Here is a 20,830-nt window from a genome sequence, read left to right as displayed (position 1 = left end):
ATTTAATGAAAAAGATTTCTTTAACTATGACAACTTTAATGAGTATTTCTCTAAGTATAGGTGGGGAAGTAGCTTTAGCAACGGAGGAGAAAAATTTGGAAGAAAAAATAATTATAGATGTTACGGATTTTGGAGCAGACCCAAGTGGTAAAAAAGATAGTACAGTAGCTATACAAAGAGCTCTTGAAGAAGCAAAAGAATATGAGATACCTGTTGAAATTGACTTTCCAAAAGGAGAGTACCAGATTTACAAAGATAAGGCTGCAAAGAGAGAATATCATACATCAAATACCAATAGTATAGAAAATCCAATTAAAACTATTGGTATATTAGTAGAGGATCAGAAAGACTTAACTATAGATGGTAATGGTTCGCTATTTAACATGCATGGTAATATGATGGCATTAGCTGTTGTTAATAGTGAAAACGTTATATTAGAAAACTTTTCTTGGGATTTTGAAGTTCCCACAACCTCTGAAATGACTGTAGTAAATATAGGGGAGGAAAATGGGAAAAATTATGTTGATTACTATATTCCATCTAACTTTAGATATGAAATAGTAGATAATAATACGAATATATTATGGACAAGTGAAGAGAGTCCATATACAGGTGAGCATTATTGGAGTCAAAAGGGACACCATAATGCATGGTCTGTTGTTATATATAATCCAAAAGAAGAGGTTGTTAGAAGACATCCTTTAGGTGAAGGACCTTTCAATGGAGTAAATAATATTAAAGAGATTGAGGAGAATAAGGTTAGAATAACTTATAATGGTCAAGTTCCATCAGGCCAAAAAATAGGTGTAGTAAATGAATTATGTGCATCTAGTATGAGAGAGACTGCAGGTGCATTTATATGGCAGAGTAAAGACACAGTAGTTAGAAATGTTGACGTTCATTACATGCATGGTTTTGGATGGCTAACTCAGATGAGTGAAAATGTAACTTATGACACTGTTGATTTTATGCCAAGAGAAGGTACTGGAAAATATACAACTAGCTTTGCAGACTTAATTCACGTTTCAGGTGCTAGTGGAAAAATAAGAATAGAAAATAGTAATTTCTCACATGCTCATGATGATCCCATTAATATTCATGGTACATTTACTAGAGTAGAGGAGAAAATAGATAATAGAACTTTAAAGCTTAAATATATACATCATCAACAAGGAGGGTTTCCACAATATTATGTTGGAGATGAGGTTACGTTTTTTACTAGAGATACATTAATGTCTCCTAATGATGAAGAGACAATATATAGAGTTGAAGAGGTTTCACATCCAGGTGAAGATGGTAATGATTTAAGAACTATGATTGTCAAATTTGACAAAGATTTGCCAGAAGATATAGATGAGAGTATAAGTGGACAACCTAAATATGTAGCAGAAAACGTTACTTATACTCCAGAATTAGAGATTATAAATAATAAATTCCATACAATACCTACTAGAGGAATACTTTCTACAACTAGAAAGCCAGTTTTAATAGAAGGTAATGAGTTTAAAAATATGGGGATGGCAACAATATTCCTTTCAAATGATTCAGGTGATTGGTATGAGTCAGGTCCTATAAGAGACTTAACAATAAGAAATAATAAGTTCTATATAAAAGATGGCGGACAAACTGAATGGAGATTTAAGTCTGCAGTTTATATTCATCCTGTAACAATGGGAGGAGGACTACCTTCAGCAGAAACACCAATTCACAAGAATATAACAATAGAAGATAATGAGTTCTATATGGATCATGATTCAGTTGTTAAAGCTGAAAGTGTAGAAAACTTAACTATCAGAAATAATAAAATATTTAGAATGGATCCAGAGATTGAATTAAACTTATCTTTAGATAAAACAAATTTGAATGTAAATGAAGAAGTAAGTTTGAATTTAGACAAAAGCGGTAGCCTTAATGAAGGTAGTGAAGAAAATGCTTTCTACTTTGATGCTTGTAAAAATGTTGTAGTTGAAGGCAATACTTACGATGATGGTTTAATGAAGAATGCAGTAGTTACAAATATGCCCTTAGAATATGTAAAGAATAGTGATGATATAACTATAAATGGAGAAGAAATAGCTAGTGAAGCAGTTGGGAAAGTTAGCTATGTTAGTTTAAATCCGGAAATAGCTAGGGTATCAGAAGAGGGAAAGGTGATTGGAGTTTCAGCTGGTGAAGCAGAAATAGTTGCTTACTATAATTGGAATGATTCAGCTATAGAGTCTAACAAAATTAAAGTAATAGTTTCTGGAGAGGAAACTTTAAAGCCAGAGAATATAGAAATAGTTAATGAAGAAAATTTAGTTATACGTACCTTAGAGGAAAATGTTCAATTTGAAGCAAATATACTTCCAGAAAGTTTAAATAATGAGGTTAAATGGAGTGTAAGAAATTTTGATGGAAGTGAAACTGACAAAGCTATTATAAGTGATGAAGGGGTTTTAACTTCAAAGAAAAATGGGGTTGTAATTGTTAAAGCAGAAGTAAATGGAGTTTCAAATAGCAAAACAGTTATAATATCTTCAGAAGAAGGAACTTTTAAGCCTTCATATATAAATATAGTTAATGAAAATAAGGAAAGATGGAATGTTTTAGATGATGGAGAAACACTGAATCTAACTATGGATAGAGGAGATCTTTATCAAAATCAAAATGATGTTAAAAACTTAGTTTTATATGATATTCCAGAGGAATTAAATAAAGAGGATTTAAGATTTACTGTAAAAGTTAATAATCTTCCTCAAAAAGAAAATGGTAGATGGGATACAGCATCAGTTTTATTATACAAAGACTCTAATAATTATATATCAGTAGGTAAGAAATCGCATTTTGGTGGAGTTGTTACTGTGAGAGAAGAGAATGGAAATGCTACTGAAAATGATAAGGGAGTTCAAGTAAGTGGAAGTGAACTTATATTTGATATTCATAAAGAAGGAAATACTTTAAATATAAGATATAAAACACCTGATGGAGATTATTCAGAATGGGGAACATTAGATGGTGCTTTTTTAGGAAGTGACTATAAAATAGGATTTGCTGTTTGGAATCATGATGGAAGAGCGAAGGATGTTGATTTTTCAGATTTTAAAGTTGGTGATGGAAGTGAATATACAGAAGAGACAATAGGAAGTCTTACTCCAATTAAATTTATGAAAGTTGGAAATAAAAAGCCAGTTGCATCTTTAGTGACTTTAAATAAAGATGAGGTAAGCGTAGGTGAAAGTATAGAGGTTTCTTATGATTTTTTAGATGGAGAAAATCATTTAGAAGGAGAATCAGTTTATAAGTGGGAAGTTGCTCATGAAGGAACAATATATACTGATTATACAAATACCAATATTTATACTCCTAATAGACTTGGAGAATTAACTTGTACAGTATATCCAGTTGATGAGTATGGAGTAGTTGGAGATGCGGTAACAAGTGAGACTGTAGTTATCTCAGGAGAAGAGCGTTCAGGAGTATTAGATACCATTGAGGTTAATGGAATAAAGATAGAAGGATTCAAAAATGATGTCTTAAGCTATTCTTATAATTCCATAAAGGATCAAGACTTCTTAATATTATCTGGGAGCACTTTAAATAGAGATGATAAGATTAATGTTAAAGTAGCTAATGATAAAGTGATTTATGAAGGAGTGGGAAGTTTTGAAGAAAAGATTGATGTAACTGGAGAAGATGTAATAAGTATAGAGGTCAAGAATTCTTTAACTGATGAAGTTAAAACTTACACTATAAATATTTCTAAGTTCCATGATAGTTATGATAAATTGGACTCAATATCAATTGAGGAATTAAGATTTAATATTTCAGAGGACATAAATTCATTCTATAATTTTGAGGTTTCTAGAGAAGTTGATAAGATAACTTTAGAGTTAAATGGAGATGAAAGACTTGGAGATATCAAGGTTTATAAAGGTGAGTGGAGAGAAGAAGTTAAAGATAATAATACATCCAATAATGTATTTAGTGGTGAAATAAAATTAACTGCAGGTAATAATACTATATTTGTAGAAAGTATAGCTAAAGATGGAGTTAACAAAAAAAGATATATAATAAATATTTCACATCTATCTTATATTGATGCATCTTTAAGTGATTTAAAAGTTAATAGAGAGTCACTTGAAGGTTTTGATGAAAATATTTTTGATTATACTTTAAGAGTTGGAAAAGATGAATCTAAAGTTATTAATGTTGAGGCTATGAAGAATGATGAGAGAGCAGAAGTTAAAGTAGCGTTAAATAATGAAATTATTGAAGAGTATTCTAATGGAATAGAGTTAAATTCTGGATATAATGAGATTGTAGTTTCATGTAAAGCTGGAGATTTATGGACAACTAATTATTATACAATAAGAGCTTTAGTTGAAGCTGATGATAATGCAGAGCTTTTAAATATTGAATCAGAAGGAAATAGAATAAATCCTGTGTTTCAACCTAATGTTACAGACTATGAAATTAAAACAACCAAACAAGAGCTTAATTTAGTAGTAGAGGCTCAAGAACTTAAGGCGAATGTTGAAGTTGATGTTAATGGAAGAAAGACTAAGGGGGAGAATAAGGTAACTGTAAATGAAATGTTACCTGCAGGAGAAAATAGTGCTTCAATAAAGGTTACTTCACCTGATGGGAATGTAGAAAAGGTATATAATATAAAAGTTATTGCTGAGAATTTTGCTTATCTTTCAGATTTGTCTTGGGAAAGTAGTTCCTATGTTGGTTATGGAGACTTTAGTAGAGATAAATCACCAAATGGAGGAGTTATAAGGCTGTTAAGAGATGGTGTTGCAACTAGCTTTGAGAAAGGGATAGGAGCTCATGCGCAATCAGAACTTGTTTTTGATATTGAAGGAAAGGGATATGAAAGATTACAAACCTTTGCTGGAGTTGATTATAGTCAATTCAATAGCTAATATGGACAAGTAACATTTCAAATTTTCTTAGATGGGGAAGAGGCGTTTAATAGTGGGGAGATAGGACCTAAATCAGAGGCTGCATTCATAGATTTAGATTTAACTGGAGTTAAGGAAGTAAGGCTAAAAGCTTTATCAGGGATAAATGACTTTAATGATCATGCTGTTTGGGCAGATGCTAAGTTTATAACTGAGTTCGAAGAAGTGTTGCCACCTGTAACTAGTAACGGAGATTTAAATGAAGATGGAGTTATAGATGTAGGTGATTTAGCTTTAGCTTCTAAATACTATGGAGAAAACAAACCAGAGTATGATATGGATGGAGATGGAATAGTTGGAGACTATGAAATTGAAACTATATCAGAAAAAATATTAGAGTAATCATATTATATAAGAATTGAATATTTAATCCTTGGTTAATAGTTTAATTGATTTAAAAACTCTATTATCCAAGGATTTTTTTGTTTTTAAGACTTGTTTTTATCTAGAACTGATTTTAGATATGGCAGTGAGATGAAGTGTGTGGTTAAAATTAATATTAATTTTAAATTAAAGCATATGTTGTTTAAAAACAATAATAGGTAAAAACTTATTACACATATAATAAATTCCGATTTAACTTATTACAGTAAAGGGAGTATTATATAAGTGTAAATAGTTTGTTAAAAAATAAACTAAATGGGAGTTTGTTTATTTTTGGAGGTGTTTGAATGGGATACAAATTAAAACTAAGTGAAGTAAACGATTTATTCAAAGAATTAAGTAAAGAGTATATAATCTATGCTCCAAAGAGATTTGAGAAACAAGGAAGGTACTCAGATACAGACATAATAAAGTACGATAAAGTAAATAGTGTGGAGGAAATAGTCTATAAAGAGAAATCTACTTATCCAGTTAAAGAGGTTATAACTCCGATCTCTCAAACATTATATTATTTTGTTGAAGATAAGTTTATGGAAAGTTCAATGGATAGCCAAAAGAAAATACTTATCTTTGCAAGACCTTGTGATATAAATGCACAAAGAAGACAAGATACAATATATCTTAAAAATGGGAAATTTGAAGATCCATTTTATAAGAGAATGAGAGATAGAGTGAAATTTATATGTATGGAATGCACAGAAGGATGGGATACCTGTTTCTGTACAACAATGAATAGTAATAAAACAGATGATTATAGCTTAGCTGTAAGATTCTCTGATGATGAGTTATTATTCAATGTTAAAGAGGATGAATTTGATAAATACTTCGAAGGTAAGAATGAAGAAGAATTCGAATTAAAGTTTATAGAAGAAAATTTAACTAAAGTAGAATTACCAGAAATTAAAGATATTGAAGTTTTAAATAAATTAAAAGAACATCCAATGTGGCAAGAATACAATAAAAGATGTATTCAATGTGGAAGTTGTACTGTAGCTTGTAGTACATGTACATGCTTTACAACAAAAGATATAGTCCATGATTCAAATAAAAATATTGGTGAGAGAAAAAGAATACAAGCTTCTTGTCATATTGATGGATTTGATGAAATGGCTGGTGGACATGTCTTTAGAAAAACAGCTGGAGATAAGATGAGATATAAGGTAATGCATAAAATACATGATTACAAAGCTCAATTTGGAGAGGAACATATGTGTGTTGGATGTGGAAGATGTACAGATAGATGCCCTGAGAATATATCTATAACAGCTACTATAAATAAAGTTTCAAAGGCAGTAAAAGAGATAATGGAGGAGATGTAAATGGAAAATATTTTAACACCTAAATCATGTGAAATAATTGATATAGTTAAGGAAACAGATAAAGAATGGACTTTTAGAATAGCTTCTGATGTGGTTCCAGAACATGGTCAATTCCTTCAATTATCTCTTCCAAAGGTTGGAGAGGCTCCTATATCAGTAAGTGGATTTGGACCAGGATATTTAGATTTTACAATAAGAGCAGTTGGTAAGGTTACTGATGAAATATTTAAATTACAACCTGGCGATAAGATAGCTTTAAGAGGAGCTTATGGAAAAGGCTGGCCAGTGGAACAGTTTAAAGGTAAAAATGTAGTAATAGTAGCTGGAGGAACAGGAGTTGCTCCTGTAAGAAGTTTAATCAATAAATTTTATGATGAACCAGATTATGTTGAAAGTTTAAGTCTTATATTTGGATTTAAAAATTCTGATGGAATACTTTTTAAAAATGATTTAGATAGATGGAATGAAAAATTTAATACTATATATACTTTAGATAATGATACAAAAGAAGGATGGGAAACTGGACTTGTAACAGTTCATTTAAACAAGTTACCTCTAGAAAGTTTTGGGGATAACTATGAAGTGATAATAGTTGGTCCTCCAGTAATGATGCATTTTACAGCTTTAGAATTCTTAAAATTAGGGGTTCCAGAAGATAAAATATGGGTTTCATTTGAAAGAAAAATGTCCTGTGCAGTAGGTAAATGTGGACACTGTAGAATAAATGAAACTTATGTATGTCTTGAAGGGCCTGTATTTAACTATACAAAAGCTAAGACATTATTAGATTAGGAGGAATTAAGTATGAATCATGATATAGATATTAAAAAAGTTAGAATAAATTGTTTTCGTCAATCAAAGGTTCCTGGTGAATTTATGCTTCAAATGCGTATACCAGGAGGAATTGTAAATGCTAAATATTTATCACAAGTACAAGAAATAGCAGAGACTTGGGGAAATGGAACATTTCATGTTGGTATGAGACAAACTTTTAATATTCCAGGAATTAAATATGAAAGCATACCAGAAGTGAATAAATTTATAGAAAATTATCTAAAAGAAGTTGAAGTAGATAGATGTAATTGTGAAATGGAGATAAATGAGAATGGTTACCCAACTATAGGGGCTAGAAATGTAATGGCTTGCATTGGTAATTCTCATTGTATAAAAGGTAATATTGATACTAAGGATATGGCTAATAAGATAGAGAAATTAGTTTTTCCATCACATTATCACATAAAGGTTTCTGTAGCTGGTTGTCCTAATGACTGTGCTAAAGGTCATTTTCAAGATTTTGGTGTAATAGGACAAGCAAGGATGGAATATCATCCAGAAAGATGTATAGGATGTGGAGCTTGCGTTAGGGCTTGTGAACACCATGCTACAAGAGTATTAAGCTTAAATGAAAAAGGATTAGTTGACAAAGATATATGCTGCTGTGTTGGTTGCGGAGAATGTGTATTAGCATGTCCTGCAAGTGCTTGGACAAGAAAACCACAAAAATTTTATAGAATAGTTATAGGTGGAAGAACTGGTAAGCAAACACCTAGAATGGGTAAGACCTTTATAAATTTTGCAACTGAAGAAGTTGTGCTAGGTATATTTGGTAATTGGCAAAAATTCTCTGCTTGGGCTTTAGATTATAAACCTGAGTATCTACATGGAGGCCATTTAATAGATAGAGCTGGATACCATAAATTTAAAGAAATAATTTTAGATGGAGTTGAATTAAATCCAGAGGCTTTAGTAGCAGATAATATATTCTGGGCAGAAACAGAGTATAGATCAAATTTCAATGTTAAGCCTATTAAAATGCATAAAACAATTGAATCAAATAGACCTTTAAGATAGGTTATTCTTAAAATAAAATATTAAAATAAAGCCATTTTCAAATTTAGTTTAGTTATAAATATAAAATTACATAGATTTAGGTTTCTAAGTCTATGTAATTTATTTTAAAGTGAAAAAATAAGTAAGAAAAAAATAATAAGTATTACTCAAAATTTATTTGCTTATTATTACATTGTCAATAATTGAAGGTATAATATTAAATATTAATTATTGATTATTTTGATTGATTAAACAAATATATTTTATAATTATTATAAAGTTTTTATAAATAATTTAAATGCATAAACTTAATTGATTTTTATTTGTCCTAAGCAGTGAGATTTTATAATTAATATCACTTTTTAGGACAGATTTAAAGGTTATAAGTGATGTAAAGGAGGTTTTTTATTATGGATAAAAAAATAATAAAATCATATTGGGGTGTTGAATTAAATCCTAGGTTTACAGATTTAGGGTCAAATAAGTTGTGTATAGTACTACCTGGAATAGGATATTATTTAGATAGATCATACTTAGATTATTCAAAACAATTGGCTGAAGAATTAGGATATGATGTTTTAGAAATAGAGTATGGTTATCAAATAAATAGAAGTAAGTTTGATGTTGAAAAAGAGTTTAGCATTATGGTTTCTGAGACATTAGAAGTTATAGATAATGCTTTAAATAAAGAGTATGATGAACTTTTAATAATAGGAAAAAGTATAGGAACAAGTGTACAACATTTTGTTAATAAAGATTTGGAAAATAGATTTAAAAAGGTTAGTAATATATATATAAGTCCAATAGATAAGACATTAAATGAATTTGGATTAGAAAGCAACTCTTTAGTTGTTACTGGAGATGAAGATCCATTATTATCTATTGGAAATAGAAATAAAATAGAAGAAAGAAATGATTTAGAAAGCTTTATAATAAGTGGAGCTAATCATGCTCTTGATATTAAAAACAATATCATGGGGACAGTAAGTGCTTTAAAAGAGACTTTAGAGGTTGAGTATAATTATATAGTTAAATAATTGAGAGAAAATAAAGAGTGTGTAGTGTTAATGAGTTTAATACTACGCTCTTTTTTTTATTTGTTTTTAGTAAATATTGAATTTTTAAAATACTTCTGTTTTAAAAATTGCATAAAAATATATGAAACCAATATTATAAAACTCTTTGTAAAGGGTTTTAATAAATGGTAATAAATTTATTATTTTAGGTTATTTTTTAAAAAAATATCAGTAATATCATGGTTTTAATGAATAATTATTAAAATAAAATCTCTATTAGTAAGAAAATAAATATTGACACCTTGTGCGTGGAACTGATACCATATAATCAAAAGAAAAGGATATCATTTGAGATTAGGAGGAAATACAATGAGTAAAGAGCAAGTAGTTGCAAAAGAGATATTAAAACATATTGGTGGAAGAGAAAATATAAAATCTATGGAACATTGTGCAACTAGATTAAGACTTATAGTAAAAGATAAAAGTTTAATTGATGAAAAAGCAATTGAAAATATTGAGGGCGTGAGAGGACAATTCTTTGCAGCAGCACAATACCAAATCATTTTAGGGACAGGCTTTGTTAATAAGGTTTATGCTGCTATGAATGGCGAAGGTGTAGAGTCTGGAAATGTAAAAGAAGATGCATATAGTGATATGACACTTCCTCAGAAAATTTCACGTACTTTAGGAGATATATTTGTGCCTATAATACCTGTATTAGTTGCAACAGGATTATTTATGGGACTAAGAGGATTACTAAGTAATTTAGGAGTTCAATTCAGTCCAACTTTTGATACATTATCACAGGTTTTAACTGATACGGCATTTATATTTTTACCAGCTTTAGTTGCTTGGTCAACAATGAAAAAATTTGGTGGAACACCGGTAGTTGGTATAGTATTAGGACTTATGTTAGTAGCACCACAACTTCCAAATGCTTGGCAAGTAGCTGGTGGAGCAGATCCAATGTATATTTCTTTATTAGGATTAAGCATTCCTATAGTTGGATATCAAGGTTCAGTACTTCCTGCTTTAGTTTTAGGTATAATAGCTGCTAAACTTGAAAAATTAATAAGAAAGTTTATGCCAGATGTATTAGATTTAATATTTACACCATTTTTAACTTTATTAGTATCAATGATTCTTGGATTACTTGTAGTTGGTCCAATAATGCATACAAGTGAAGTCTATATATTAGAGTTATTTAAAATGTTCTTAGGGTTACCATTAGGAATAGGTGGAGCAATTATAGGTGGAGTTCACCAAGTTATAGTTGTGACTGGAGTGCATCATATATTTAATGCGCTAGAAGTTGAATTAATTTCAAGCACAGGATTAAATCCTTTCAATGCAGTAATAACAGGAGCTATAGTGGCTCAAGGAGCAGCAGCTTTAGCAGTAGGATTTAAGACAAGAGATAAGAAAAAACGTTCATTATATATTTCATCAGCAATACCAGCATTTTTAGGTATTACAGAAGCTGCAATATTTGGAGTTAACTTAAGATTTATAAAACCATTTATATTTGCTTGTATAGGTGGAGCAGCATCAGGGATGTTTGCATCTATAATGCACTTAGCTGGAACTGGTATGGGAATCACAGCTATTCCAGGTACTTTACTTTATGTAACTACTGGATTAGGAACATACTTTATAACTATTGCTATAGGCTTTGGAGTTGCTTTTGCACTAACTTACTTATTCTTTAAGCCTGAAGAGTAAAATATGGTTAATATCTCATAAGTAATGATATAATTTAAGTATATAAAAGATTTATATCTTTATTTAGGAGGACAAGGATGAAGGTAACAATACAAGACATAGCCAATATGGTAGGAGTATCTAAAAGTACTGTTTCAAGATATCTAAATGGTGGCTATGTAAGTAGTGAAAATACAGAAAAGATAAAAGAAGCTATAGAAAAAACAGGTTTTGAAACAAACTTCTTTGCAAAGAGGTTGAAGTCTAAAAAAAGTAAATTAATAGGTATTATAGTTCCAAGAATAGATTCCTTTACAGCTGGGAAAACATTAAATGGTATAAACAGAAAGCTAGAGGAACATGGCTATCAAGGAATTATATTAACGAGTGAGTTAAATAGAGAAAAAGAATTAGAACAAATAAATAAGCTATACAATCAAGGAGTAGATGGAATTATAATCATGTCTTTTGAAGTTGCAAAGGAACATGTTAAGCTAGCAAATAAATTGCCTATTCCAGTTCTATTTTCAGGTCAAAGAAATGAATATGTAAATCATATAGCATTAGATGATAAGAAAATAGGAAAGACTCTTGGAGAATACATAAAAGCTCAGGGACATAAAGATATAGTTTATTTAGGAGTAAGTGAAAGAGATAAAGCTGTTGGTTTAGATAGAAAATTAGGATTTTTAGAAGTGTTTAAAGGAGAAGAGTATAACATTAATTTTGTTGAAACTGATTTCTCATTTAATAAAGCTTATGAGTTAGGAGCTGATGTTTTAAAATATAATCCTTCAGTTGTTATATGTTCAACTGATAATATTGCTTTAGGGCTTATGAGAGCTTTATTTGAAAGTGGAAAAAGAATACCTGAAGATATTTCAATAGGATCCTTTGGAGGGTATGATGTTGGAGCAATAACATACCCTTCATTAACCACAGTTAAGATTGATTACAATTTATTTGGTGAAGAAATGGCACATGAGATTCTGAGCTTAATAAATGGAGAAGAAGTAACAAACACTTGTGAAATTCCATTAGAACTTATAATCAGAGAAAGTGTTAAGAAAGTATAAGATTTTAAGGAGTCATTTATTTCACTAATTTAAGAGAGGAAGGTTGGAATAAATGAAGTTTTTAAATAAAGAGGATATAAATAAAAAATCTAAAGAATTTTATAATCATGAAAAATTAAGGTGGAGAAATAATTTTCATTTTGAAGCTCCATTTGGACTTATAAATGATCCAAATGGTTTGTGCCAGTATAATGGAGAATACTATATATTCTTTCAATGGAATCCTTATAGCTGTGAACATAAGTATAAACATTGGGGCTATGTAAAGACTAAAGACTTTAAGAATTTCTCTATTCCTAAAATGGCAATAGCTCCAGAAGAATATTACGATAAGAATGGATGTTATTCTGGAGGAGCTTTTATTAAAGATGGGGAGATAAATCTATTTTATACAGGAAATGTTAAGGGCGATTTAGGTGAAAGAATTTCTTACCAATGCATGGCAAAAGTAGAAGATGGAGAAGTGAGAAAGTTTGGAACAGTTATAGATAAGCTACCTAAGGGTTATACAGCTCATTTTAGGGATCCATATATTTTTGAAGAAGATAATAAGTATTATATGATTCTTGGAATTCAAAGAGAAGATTTAAAAGGAAGAGCTATAATTTATAAGTCAGATAACTTAGAAAAATGGGAGCTTAAAGGAGAGTTAAAAACTAATTATGATGATTTTGGATTTATGTGGGAGTGTCCTTCATTATTTAATTTAAATGGAACTGATGTTTTAATATTTTCACCTCAAGGTCTTAAATCAGAAGAGTTTAAATATCAAAATCTGTATCAATCAGGTTATATATTTGGAAATTTAAATTATGAAACTTTAGAACTAGAAAATCATAGTGAATTTAAAGAGTTAGATAAGGGATTTGATTTCTATGCTCCTCAAGTATTTAAGGATGAAAAAGATAGAACCTTAATGATTGGTTGGATGGGTGTTCCAGAGGGAGAAGAGTATCATAAGAGTAAAGATGATGGATGGATTCATTCTCTAACTATGCCTAGAGAACTAACTTTTAAAGAAGGAGTTATTTATCAGAATCCTATAAAAGAAATAGAGTCTCTTAGGGGAGAAAAGTTAGTTAATAAAAAAGATTTAATTACTAAATCCATGGAGTTAGATGAGATAAAAGAAAATTCTTATGAGTTAAAATTAGAGTTTAATCCTTTAGAATATTCAAAGTTTCAGTTGAAATTTATGCAAAGTGAAGAAGAGAACATATCTTTAACTTATGATTCTAAAGAAGAAGTGTGTGTTATAGATAGAAGTTTAATGAAATATGGAGCAAAAGATAAAAGAAAGTTTAAAATAGGATGTAAAAATGGAAGCTTAAAAATAAATATGTTTGTTGATAAATCAGCAATAGAAATTTATTTTAATGATGGAGAAGAGGTAGCTTCTATAAGAGCTTATCCAGAAAAGAATAGTTTTGGAGTAAGTTTAAGTTCAGAGAGAGAAATAATAATAAAGTCATTAGAAGTTTGGAATATGAATGAGGTGAGTTATTGTGAATAATGTATTTTGTATAGGTGAATTATTAATAGATTTTATTGGAAAAGATATTGGTGATGGATTAAAGAAAGGAACTAACTTTGAGAAAAAGGCAGGAGGAGCACCAGCTAATGTAGGTGCTGCTGTTTGCAAACTTGGAGGAGAATCTTATTTTTTAGGACAAGTAGGCAATGATTCCTTTGGGAAATTTTTAGTAGATATGTTAAAAGAATTGGGCATAAATACTGAAATGACAAAAATGGAAGGATACACAACTTTAGCCTTTGTTGCAATAGATAAAGATGGAGAAAGAGATTTTGAATTCCATAGAGGTAGCGATGGAGACTATGCTTTTTCTAATATAGATTTAGATAAAATAAGCAAAAGTGATATTATTCATTTTGGTTCAGCAACAGGATTCTTAGATGGTGAATTAAAAAATACTTACTTTAAACTTTTAGAGTATGGAAAAGAAAATGGAAACTTTATTTCATTTGATCCTAACTATAGAGATATGCTTATAAAAGATGAAAAGCTAGGACAATTTATAGAAGATTGTAAAAAGTTTATAAGACTAAGTGACTTTTTAAAGTTAAGTGATGAAGAGATAAAGATAATTACTGGGGAAGAGCACTTAAGAGAAGGGATTAATAGACTTCATGAATTAGGAGCAAAAATAGTTTCTGTTACTTTAGGTGGAGAAGGAACTTTATTAAGTAATGGAGATAAAATGGAGGTTGTACCTTCAATAAAAATAACTCAAGTAGATTCAACAGGAGCAGGAGATGCCTTTGTTGGGGCTGTATTAAAAAAGGTAAGTGAGTTAGAAAATAAGGATGAGATAACTTTTGATACTTGGAAAGAGATTATTTCATATGGAAATAAAGTTGGGGCAATAACTTGTACAAATTATGGTGCTATTGATGCTATTCCAACTGAAAAAGAACTAAATAATATTTAATATATATTAAGACAAGCATATTTAAAATCATATGCTTGTTTTTTAGATATATATTGAGAATAGTTAAAATATATTAAGTGAATATATGGTGAAAATATTGTTTTAGCAAGAAATTTTATTTTATATAGAATTAATAAAGTTTTACAGGAATATAGTTAAGTAAAAATATATTATTAGGAGGAAAATCTTGAAAAAGTTTAAGAATTTATCATATGATGATAAGACTTTTTTAGCTATAATAATTGCTTTTATGGCTAATCTGATTTTTTTACATACAACAGAGTTAAGATGTGAATTTATTTTGGGAATAGAAAAAGATTCTATAAAGGTAATAGCTTTAATAATTCTCATGATAATAGGGTTACTTTGGCTTTTACTTTCCATATTTATTAGTGTAAATATAATTATTAATTCTAAAAGTATATTCAATCAATCGGTATCAATATTAATTATATTAGTGTGTTTGATAATAGGATTCCATGGATTAAGAGGAGGATTTTATTTGTTTAAAATAATGTTTTTAATTCTTTTCTTTGTAGGAATGTTTTTTAGAGTGTGGGATTATTCAAAGTAATAATCTTAATAATAAAGGCTATGTTTAAAGTAATTTAATACTAAAACATAGCCAGTTTTTATTTGGAAATTTATTTTAAATTAATTCTGAGAAACATTTTCTATTGGTATTAGAGTTATGTTTCTTTTTTCAAAAGCATCAATTATTTGATGAAGAGAAGAATTCTTTTTATATTTAGTTTCAGGGTAACCATCTTCATCTTCTGTAAAGTCTATTAAATTCATCTCTAAGAATGGATGGTAGAACATACCTCCAAAAGTAGAGTCAGACATATTAAGTATTTTATTTACCATTTCATTAGTTTTTCCGCCTTCAACATAATAAAGGGGAGTAGGAATATAATAACTTCCACTACCTGTTGGTGATTTCATTGGGTGAGAAGGTGGATTATGTTGATCATAGTCATTGAAAATATATTTAAAGGTTTTTTCTAAGGCTTCATTTTGCTCTTTATATATAGTATAGTGAGGAGCTTCAAAGAAGCTTATAGGAATATTTAAGTCATTAGCTACTTTAATTGCACTATCAACTCTAGTGTTTAAATCTTCAACAGTAGGATTATATTTACCAAATTCAAATCCACTACCACTTCTTTCATCACCAGTTTGATGAGTATAGCCATGAAGACCAATTTTTCCATTATGAGTAGATGCAAAGTCTAAAGTATAAACAAGTTCAGCATTAGCAAAACTATTGACTTTAGAAGGATCATTATCTATATTTTTTGGGGGATCAATGTATCTTGGAATCCAAGCTATATGGTAAGGAACATTCTTCTTGCCTAAATATCTTCCCATAACTCTTATTGTTTCAAGATATTGTGAGTCATATTCAGAACCAGTACCGGTTGCTTTTACATCTTCGAATCTTAGGATTCCTTTTTGCTTTCCTTTACCAGTATAAGCTTTGATATCATTCATATCTCTATTAGTATATAGTTTGATAAGCTTGTCCTCATTTATCCATCTAGTTTTTAAATCAAACATATTTACCATATCAATAATAGACATATAAACAACGCCATCTTGAACTATTGGATTTACTTTGAATTTATTTGGTTCTTTGTTATTAGAATTTGAAGTGTCTATCCAAGTATTATCATTTAAATTAACTTCTATTTTTTTATTAAGAAAATTAATAGTTAACTTATCTTTTTCAAGCTCAAATTTACCATCATTATTTTTTATAATTTCACTAATTGGAAGAAGATATCTATTATTATCTAAGTATATAGGTAATTCTAAATTTTGAACCTTTCCGTTTAAGTTTATAGTTATTTTATCCTCAGGCTTGTCTAAACCATTAAATTTTTCTAGTCCTAAAACAGATAAAATTCCATTAGATTCAGAACTTGTTCCACAGCCAACTAAAAATATCATTGATAAAAGTAGTGCTAGTGAGGTAATTAATTTTTTCATATTAGTCCTCTCTTTCAATTTATAAAATATGGTTTTATATACTTAAGAAAAAAGTATACAGTTATAATAATATTTGACACAAAAAGTGATTTATTAACAAAAAGGTTAAAATAATGTAAATAAACTGAGGTTTTTGTAATATTTTTATTTTATTAAGCTAATTATGATTGCTTATGATTTAGAAACCTTAAAAGAATAGTTGAGTATTATATAATTAAGATAATTTATTTTATAAGAAAGGAGGTTATTATGGCTTTAATAGAAAGATATATAGATATACTGAAAGGAAGTACAATATTAACTGGAAACACACTAATGTTATATAGACCACCAGGTAATACTTTGCAGGGTGAACCATTTATAAGCACAGATACATCACTTCAGGCTGGCACCAGTCCTCCAGGTACAACCTTAGATTGGACTTTAAATTCATCAATGGCTAATTTAAGATTGCCAGTGGGAAGTACAGTTGAAAGAGCAGAGCTTACTTGGACATCTGTGTTAAATCCAGCAACGGATCCATTTAAAGATGATCCAATAACTTTTATAACTCCAGTAGCGCCAACAGTTGTTTATCCTGATATTACAGAATCAGATTCAGGAACAATATATGTTAGGAGTGCAGATGTTACTTCTTTAGTGCAAGCTGGTGGAAGTGGAGATTATATAGTTGGAAGAGTAGCAGGAGCAACAGGATATGAGATTGCAGCCAATGCTATGGGATGGTGGTTAAGCGTTGTAGTTAGAGATTCTAATGAACCATATAGATTATTCCAAATAAACACTGGTGATGAAAATATACCTATTTTAAATATTTTAGATTTTACTATATCAGGGTTTTCAACGCCATCTACAGGTTCTGTGACAGGAAAGTTATTTATGGGTACTCAAAGAGGAGATGGATTTAGAGTTGATAATGTAGATGTATTTGTTGGTCCTGATACATCAAATTTAAATCTTCAGTTAACAAGACCACCTCTTCCACCTAATGGTCTCATGTTTGGAATTATATCAGACACTCAAACAGGTGCTATTATAGACACAACAGGGACATTTGGAAATAATAACAATGATCCTGTAACATCTACAGCTTTTCCAGATGCAAGATTTCATATCGACATAGCGACTTTTGATATATCTTCAAGCCTTAGTAATTCTCAAACTTCTTTTGTTACAAGGTCTATAAGCAATGGAGCTAATGCTACCTATGGTTATAATGTTTATAATTTACAAATAGATGTTCAATCTGCAGATATAATACCACTAAAACTAGTTGACAAGGATTATGCTAATTTGGTAGATACTATTAGTTATACAATTCAGTTTACTAATACAGGATTAGTTGATGCAAATAATGTGGTAATAACTGATATAATTCCAACAGGAAGTACCTTTGTACAAGACTCTGTTTTTATTAATGGAGTACAAAGAGTAGGAGAAAATCCTCAGAGTGGTATATCTATAGGAGATGTGGCTGTTGGAGAAAATATAATAATGACATTCCAAGTAGTAGCAGGTCAAACTGGAATAATAAGTAATTCAGCATCTGTTGACTTCTCATTTATATCTACTCCAGGAACAGCACCAATAACTGATACTCAAAATACAAATACAGTAGATACCATAGTGAATGATGCAAGATTGAGTCCAGTAAAATCAGTAAATACAGATTTTGCAGATATAGGGGATGAAATAACATATACGATTAGTTTTACAAACACTGGGAATGTAGATGCAGAAAATGTAGTAATAATAGATGCAGTACCAAATGGAACTAGTTATGTGCCAGGCTCTTTAAATGTTAGTGTACCATCAAGTGGTGATCCGACTAGTAGTATAAATTTAACTAATCCAGTAAATCCGGGAGAAACTGTAACTTTAACATTTAATATATATATTGATTCAATACCGAATCCAAATCCAATATCAAACATAGCAACTATAGATTATGAATATATTCTAAATCCAGCGGAAACACCAGAAGTTAGAAGTGAAGATACCAATGAAGTAACAACTCAGGTAAATAGTGCTGTGATAAATCCACAAAAAAGCAACAATAAATTTTACGCAGATATAGGAGATGAAATAGCAAATACAATAACTTTTACAAATACAGGGAATGTAGATGCAGAAAATGTAGTAATAACAGATCCGATATCAAATGGAACAAGTTTGGTTTCTGGTTCATTGAATGTAAATGTTCCTTATACAGGAGATTTAGATACTGGAATAAATTTAGCTAACTCATTAGCACCAGGAGAAGCAGTAATAATAACTTATAGTTTACTTGTGGAAGAAATCCCTAATCCAAATCCAATACCAAATACAGCAACTATAGATTATGAGTATAGTGTTAATCCCAATGAACCACCGACTACTAATAGTATAGATACAAACACTACAACTACAGAGGTTAATAATGCCAATATATTGCTGCAAAAAAACAATGATAAATCATATGCATTAGTTGGAGATGAAATAAACAATATAATAACTTTTACAAATACAGGGAATGTAGATGCAGAGAATGTGGTAATAATAGATCCAATACCAAATGGAACAAGTTTAGTTTCTGGTTCATTAAGTGTAGATGTTCCCTATACAGGAAATTTAGTAAGTGGAATAAGTTTAACTAATCCATTAGCGCCAGGAGAAACAGTAATAATAACTTATAGTTTACTTGTGGAAGAAATCCCTAATCCAAATCCAATACCCAATACAGCAACTATAAATTACGAATATAGTGTTGATCCAAATGAAGAGCCTATAGATAAAAGTATTGATAGTAATACAACTACTACAGAAATTATAAATGGAGATATATCTACTCCTTTTAAAGAAAGTAATGCTGGTGATATTCTTCAAGTTGGTGATGAAGTTGAATATAGCATAACATTTACTAACATAGGAAATGTAGAGATAGAAAATGTAGTGATAACAGACCAAACTCCCAATGGGGCAAGTTTTGTAGAAGATTCATTGGAAGTGAATGTTCCTTATACAGGTAATTTAAATACAGGAATAAAATTAACTAATCCATTAAGTGTTGGAGAAACAGTAGTAATAACATATAAATTGTTAATAGAAGAAGTACCGAATCCAAATCCTATACCTAATACTGCAAATGTGACTTTTCAATATTTGTCAGATCCTAATGAAAATCCAGTTGATGAAAGTAAAGATTCAAATACTGTTGAGGTTTTAGTTAATCCGGTGTCCATAGTTAAAATGTGTGAGCCAAAAGAAGTTACTTTAGGTGATACAATAACTTATAGATTTGAAATAGCAAATACTTTTTCTATAGATATAACAAATGTAAGGTTTTTTGATGATTTACCTTTAGGATTAGAATTTATAGAGAACTCTTTTAATGGGGCAGTAATTCAAAATGTTAAGGCAAGTCATTTAGTAAGTGGTGTTAATATTGGAACAATAAGTGCTGGAGAGGTTAAAATAATATCTTTTCAGGTAAGAGTAGTTGGAATACCATGTCCTTTAGATTTTGAAAATCAAGGAATAGTAACATTTAATGGAGAATTCATAATAGGCACAACAGTGAATTCTACATCTATAAGCAATGAATGTACTGTTGATTTTGAAAGGATGAGTTTTAAGCAAGATTTCATAAATGGATTATTAGAGATACCAGAAGGAAAGCCTAATATAGAAAGAGTTTTAGATGCTGAAGTTGATATTTTAGAATATAAATATGAGATGTTTGATTCACCAGAGGGTATATCAGTTGGAAATCAATTTTTAACAGGAAAAAAAGTTGATATAAATTTAAAAGTATGCATTAAGGTTATATATGTTGCCTTAGAAGAACAATCAGTTCATAGTGTCCATTATGAAATTGTAATATGTACTAATATAGTTATTCCTAAATTAGAGAGGTTGTTAGGAGAACTTAATCCGAATATAAGAATAGAAGATATTTATTTTAAAAACTTAGATGAAAGAAAAGTATTTTTTAATATAGCTTATTTGTTAGAAAGTGGAATATAAATAGTTATTAGATATATGGGAGCTTGAAATTTTATTAGAGGGTTTTAAGCTCTTTTTATTTGCAAATAAATATTAATAAATATCAAAGCAATTGGTTAGAGAATAGTA

The 20,830-nt window shown here is 29.6% G+C and carries 12 protein-coding genes and 1 pseudogene; 12 read left to right on the top strand and 1 reads right to left on the bottom strand.

Annotation, left to right across the window (positions count from 1 at the left end; all coding sequences use genetic code 11):
* Positions 1-5: 5 nt before the first annotated feature.
* The 11 genes and pseudogenes from ACQZHJ_RS11200 to ACQZHJ_RS11150 form a co-directional block, all read left to right on the top strand.
* Positions 6-5,084 (top strand): annotated as a pseudogene (locus tag ACQZHJ_RS11200) (NPCBM/NEW2 domain-containing protein); the annotation flags it as partial.
* Positions 5,085-5,114: 30 nt separating this feature from the next.
* Positions 5,115-5,291, top strand: coding sequence for a dockerin type I domain-containing protein (locus ACQZHJ_RS11195; protein ID WP_430486891.1), 177 nt, complete (start codon positions 5,115-5,117; stop codon positions 5,289-5,291).
* Positions 5,292-5,620: 329 nt separating this feature from the next.
* Positions 5,621-6,652 carry an anaerobic sulfite reductase subunit AsrA gene (gene asrA / locus ACQZHJ_RS11190; RefSeq protein ID WP_430485638.1) on the top strand — a complete coding sequence of 344 codons (1,032 nt, stop codon included), beginning with the start codon at positions 5,621-5,623 and terminating at the stop codon, positions 6,650-6,652.
* Positions 6,653-7,444 carry an anaerobic sulfite reductase subunit AsrB gene (gene asrB / locus ACQZHJ_RS11185; RefSeq protein WP_430485637.1) on the top strand — a complete coding sequence of 264 codons (792 nt, stop codon included), beginning with the start codon at positions 6,653-6,655 and terminating at the stop codon, positions 7,442-7,444. It begins immediately after the preceding gene.
* A 12-nt stretch (positions 7,445-7,456) separates the two neighbouring features.
* Entirely contained in the window at positions 7,457-8,503 is a 1,047-nt protein-coding gene (asrC, locus tag ACQZHJ_RS11180) for a sulfite reductase subunit C (protein ID WP_430485636.1), read from the top strand.
* Between the two features lie 389 nt (positions 8,504-8,892).
* Positions 8,893-9,519, top strand: coding sequence for an alpha/beta hydrolase (locus ACQZHJ_RS11175; RefSeq protein ID WP_430485635.1), 627 nt, complete (start codon positions 8,893-8,895; stop codon positions 9,517-9,519).
* A 348-nt stretch (positions 9,520-9,867) separates the two neighbouring features.
* Entirely contained in the window at positions 9,868-11,220 is a 1,353-nt protein-coding gene (locus tag ACQZHJ_RS11170; protein WP_430485634.1) for a sucrose-specific PTS transporter subunit IIBC, read from the top strand.
* Positions 11,221-11,273: 53 nt separating this feature from the next.
* Positions 11,274-12,275, top strand: a complete 1,002-nt coding sequence (locus ACQZHJ_RS11165; protein ID WP_430486890.1) for a LacI family DNA-binding transcriptional regulator — start codon at positions 11,274-11,276, stop codon at positions 12,273-12,275.
* A gap of 52 nt (positions 12,276-12,327) precedes the next feature.
* Positions 12,328-13,788: a glycoside hydrolase family 32 protein gene (locus ACQZHJ_RS11160; RefSeq protein WP_430485633.1), complete on the top strand. Its 1,461-nt coding sequence runs from the start codon at positions 12,328-12,330 to the stop codon at positions 13,786-13,788.
* Complete coding sequence (locus ACQZHJ_RS11155) at positions 13,781-14,725, top strand: carbohydrate kinase family protein (protein ID WP_430485632.1); 945 nt, start codon at positions 13,781-13,783, stop codon at positions 14,723-14,725. Before ACQZHJ_RS11160 ends, ACQZHJ_RS11155 begins: the two co-directional genes overlap by 8 nt.
* A gap of 187 nt (positions 14,726-14,912) precedes the next feature.
* Positions 14,913-15,299, top strand: coding sequence for a zinc ABC transporter ATPase (locus ACQZHJ_RS11150; protein WP_430485631.1), 387 nt, complete (start codon positions 14,913-14,915; stop codon positions 15,297-15,299).
* A gap of 80 nt (positions 15,300-15,379) precedes the next feature.
* Here the strand turns inward: ACQZHJ_RS11150 and ACQZHJ_RS11145 are convergent, their stop codons facing one another.
* Positions 15,380-16,717 carry a DUF2334 domain-containing protein gene (locus tag ACQZHJ_RS11145; protein WP_430485630.1) on the bottom strand — a complete coding sequence of 446 codons (1,338 nt, stop codon included), beginning with the start codon at positions 16,715-16,717 and terminating at the stop codon, positions 15,380-15,382.
* 249 nt (positions 16,718-16,966) lie between these two features.
* On the opposite strand from ACQZHJ_RS11145, the gene ACQZHJ_RS11140 reads away from it, so the two are divergent.
* The gene (locus ACQZHJ_RS11140; RefSeq protein WP_430485629.1) at positions 16,967-20,722 is read left to right on the top strand and encodes a DUF7507 domain-containing protein; all 3,756 of its coding nucleotides are present in this window, start codon (positions 16,967-16,969) and stop codon (positions 20,720-20,722) included.
* Positions 20,723-20,830 lie beyond the last annotated feature (108 nt).

Source organism: Clostridium sp. B9, from assembly GCF_050509515.1.
Lineage (GTDB): Bacteria > Bacillota > Clostridia > Clostridiales > Clostridiaceae > Sarcina.
Note: the sequence above shows the minus strand (reverse complement) of the source record. Positions and strands in the feature narration are given on the sequence as shown.

Coding starts and splice junctions, on each gene's coding strand:
- asrA (WP_430485638.1), top strand. CDS start 5,621: ATGGGATACAAATTAAAACTAAGTGAAGTAAACGATTTATTCAAAGAA.
- asrB (WP_430485637.1), top strand. CDS start 6,653: ATGGAAAATATTTTAACACCTAAATCATGTGAAATAATTGATATAGTT.
- asrC (WP_430485636.1), top strand. CDS start 7,457: ATGAATCATGATATAGATATTAAAAAAGTTAGAATAAATTGTTTTCGT.
- ACQZHJ_RS11175 (WP_430485635.1), top strand. CDS start 8,893: ATGGATAAAAAAATAATAAAATCATATTGGGGTGTTGAATTAAATCCT.
- ACQZHJ_RS11170 (WP_430485634.1), top strand. CDS start 9,868: ATGAGTAAAGAGCAAGTAGTTGCAAAAGAGATATTAAAACATATTGGT.
- ACQZHJ_RS11160 (WP_430485633.1), top strand. CDS start 12,328: ATGAAGTTTTTAAATAAAGAGGATATAAATAAAAAATCTAAAGAATTT.
- ACQZHJ_RS11145 (WP_430485630.1), bottom strand. CDS start 16,717: ATGAAAAAATTAATTACCTCACTAGCACTACTTTTATCAATGATATTT.
- ACQZHJ_RS11140 (WP_430485629.1), top strand. CDS start 16,967: ATGGCTTTAATAGAAAGATATATAGATATACTGAAAGGAAGTACAATA.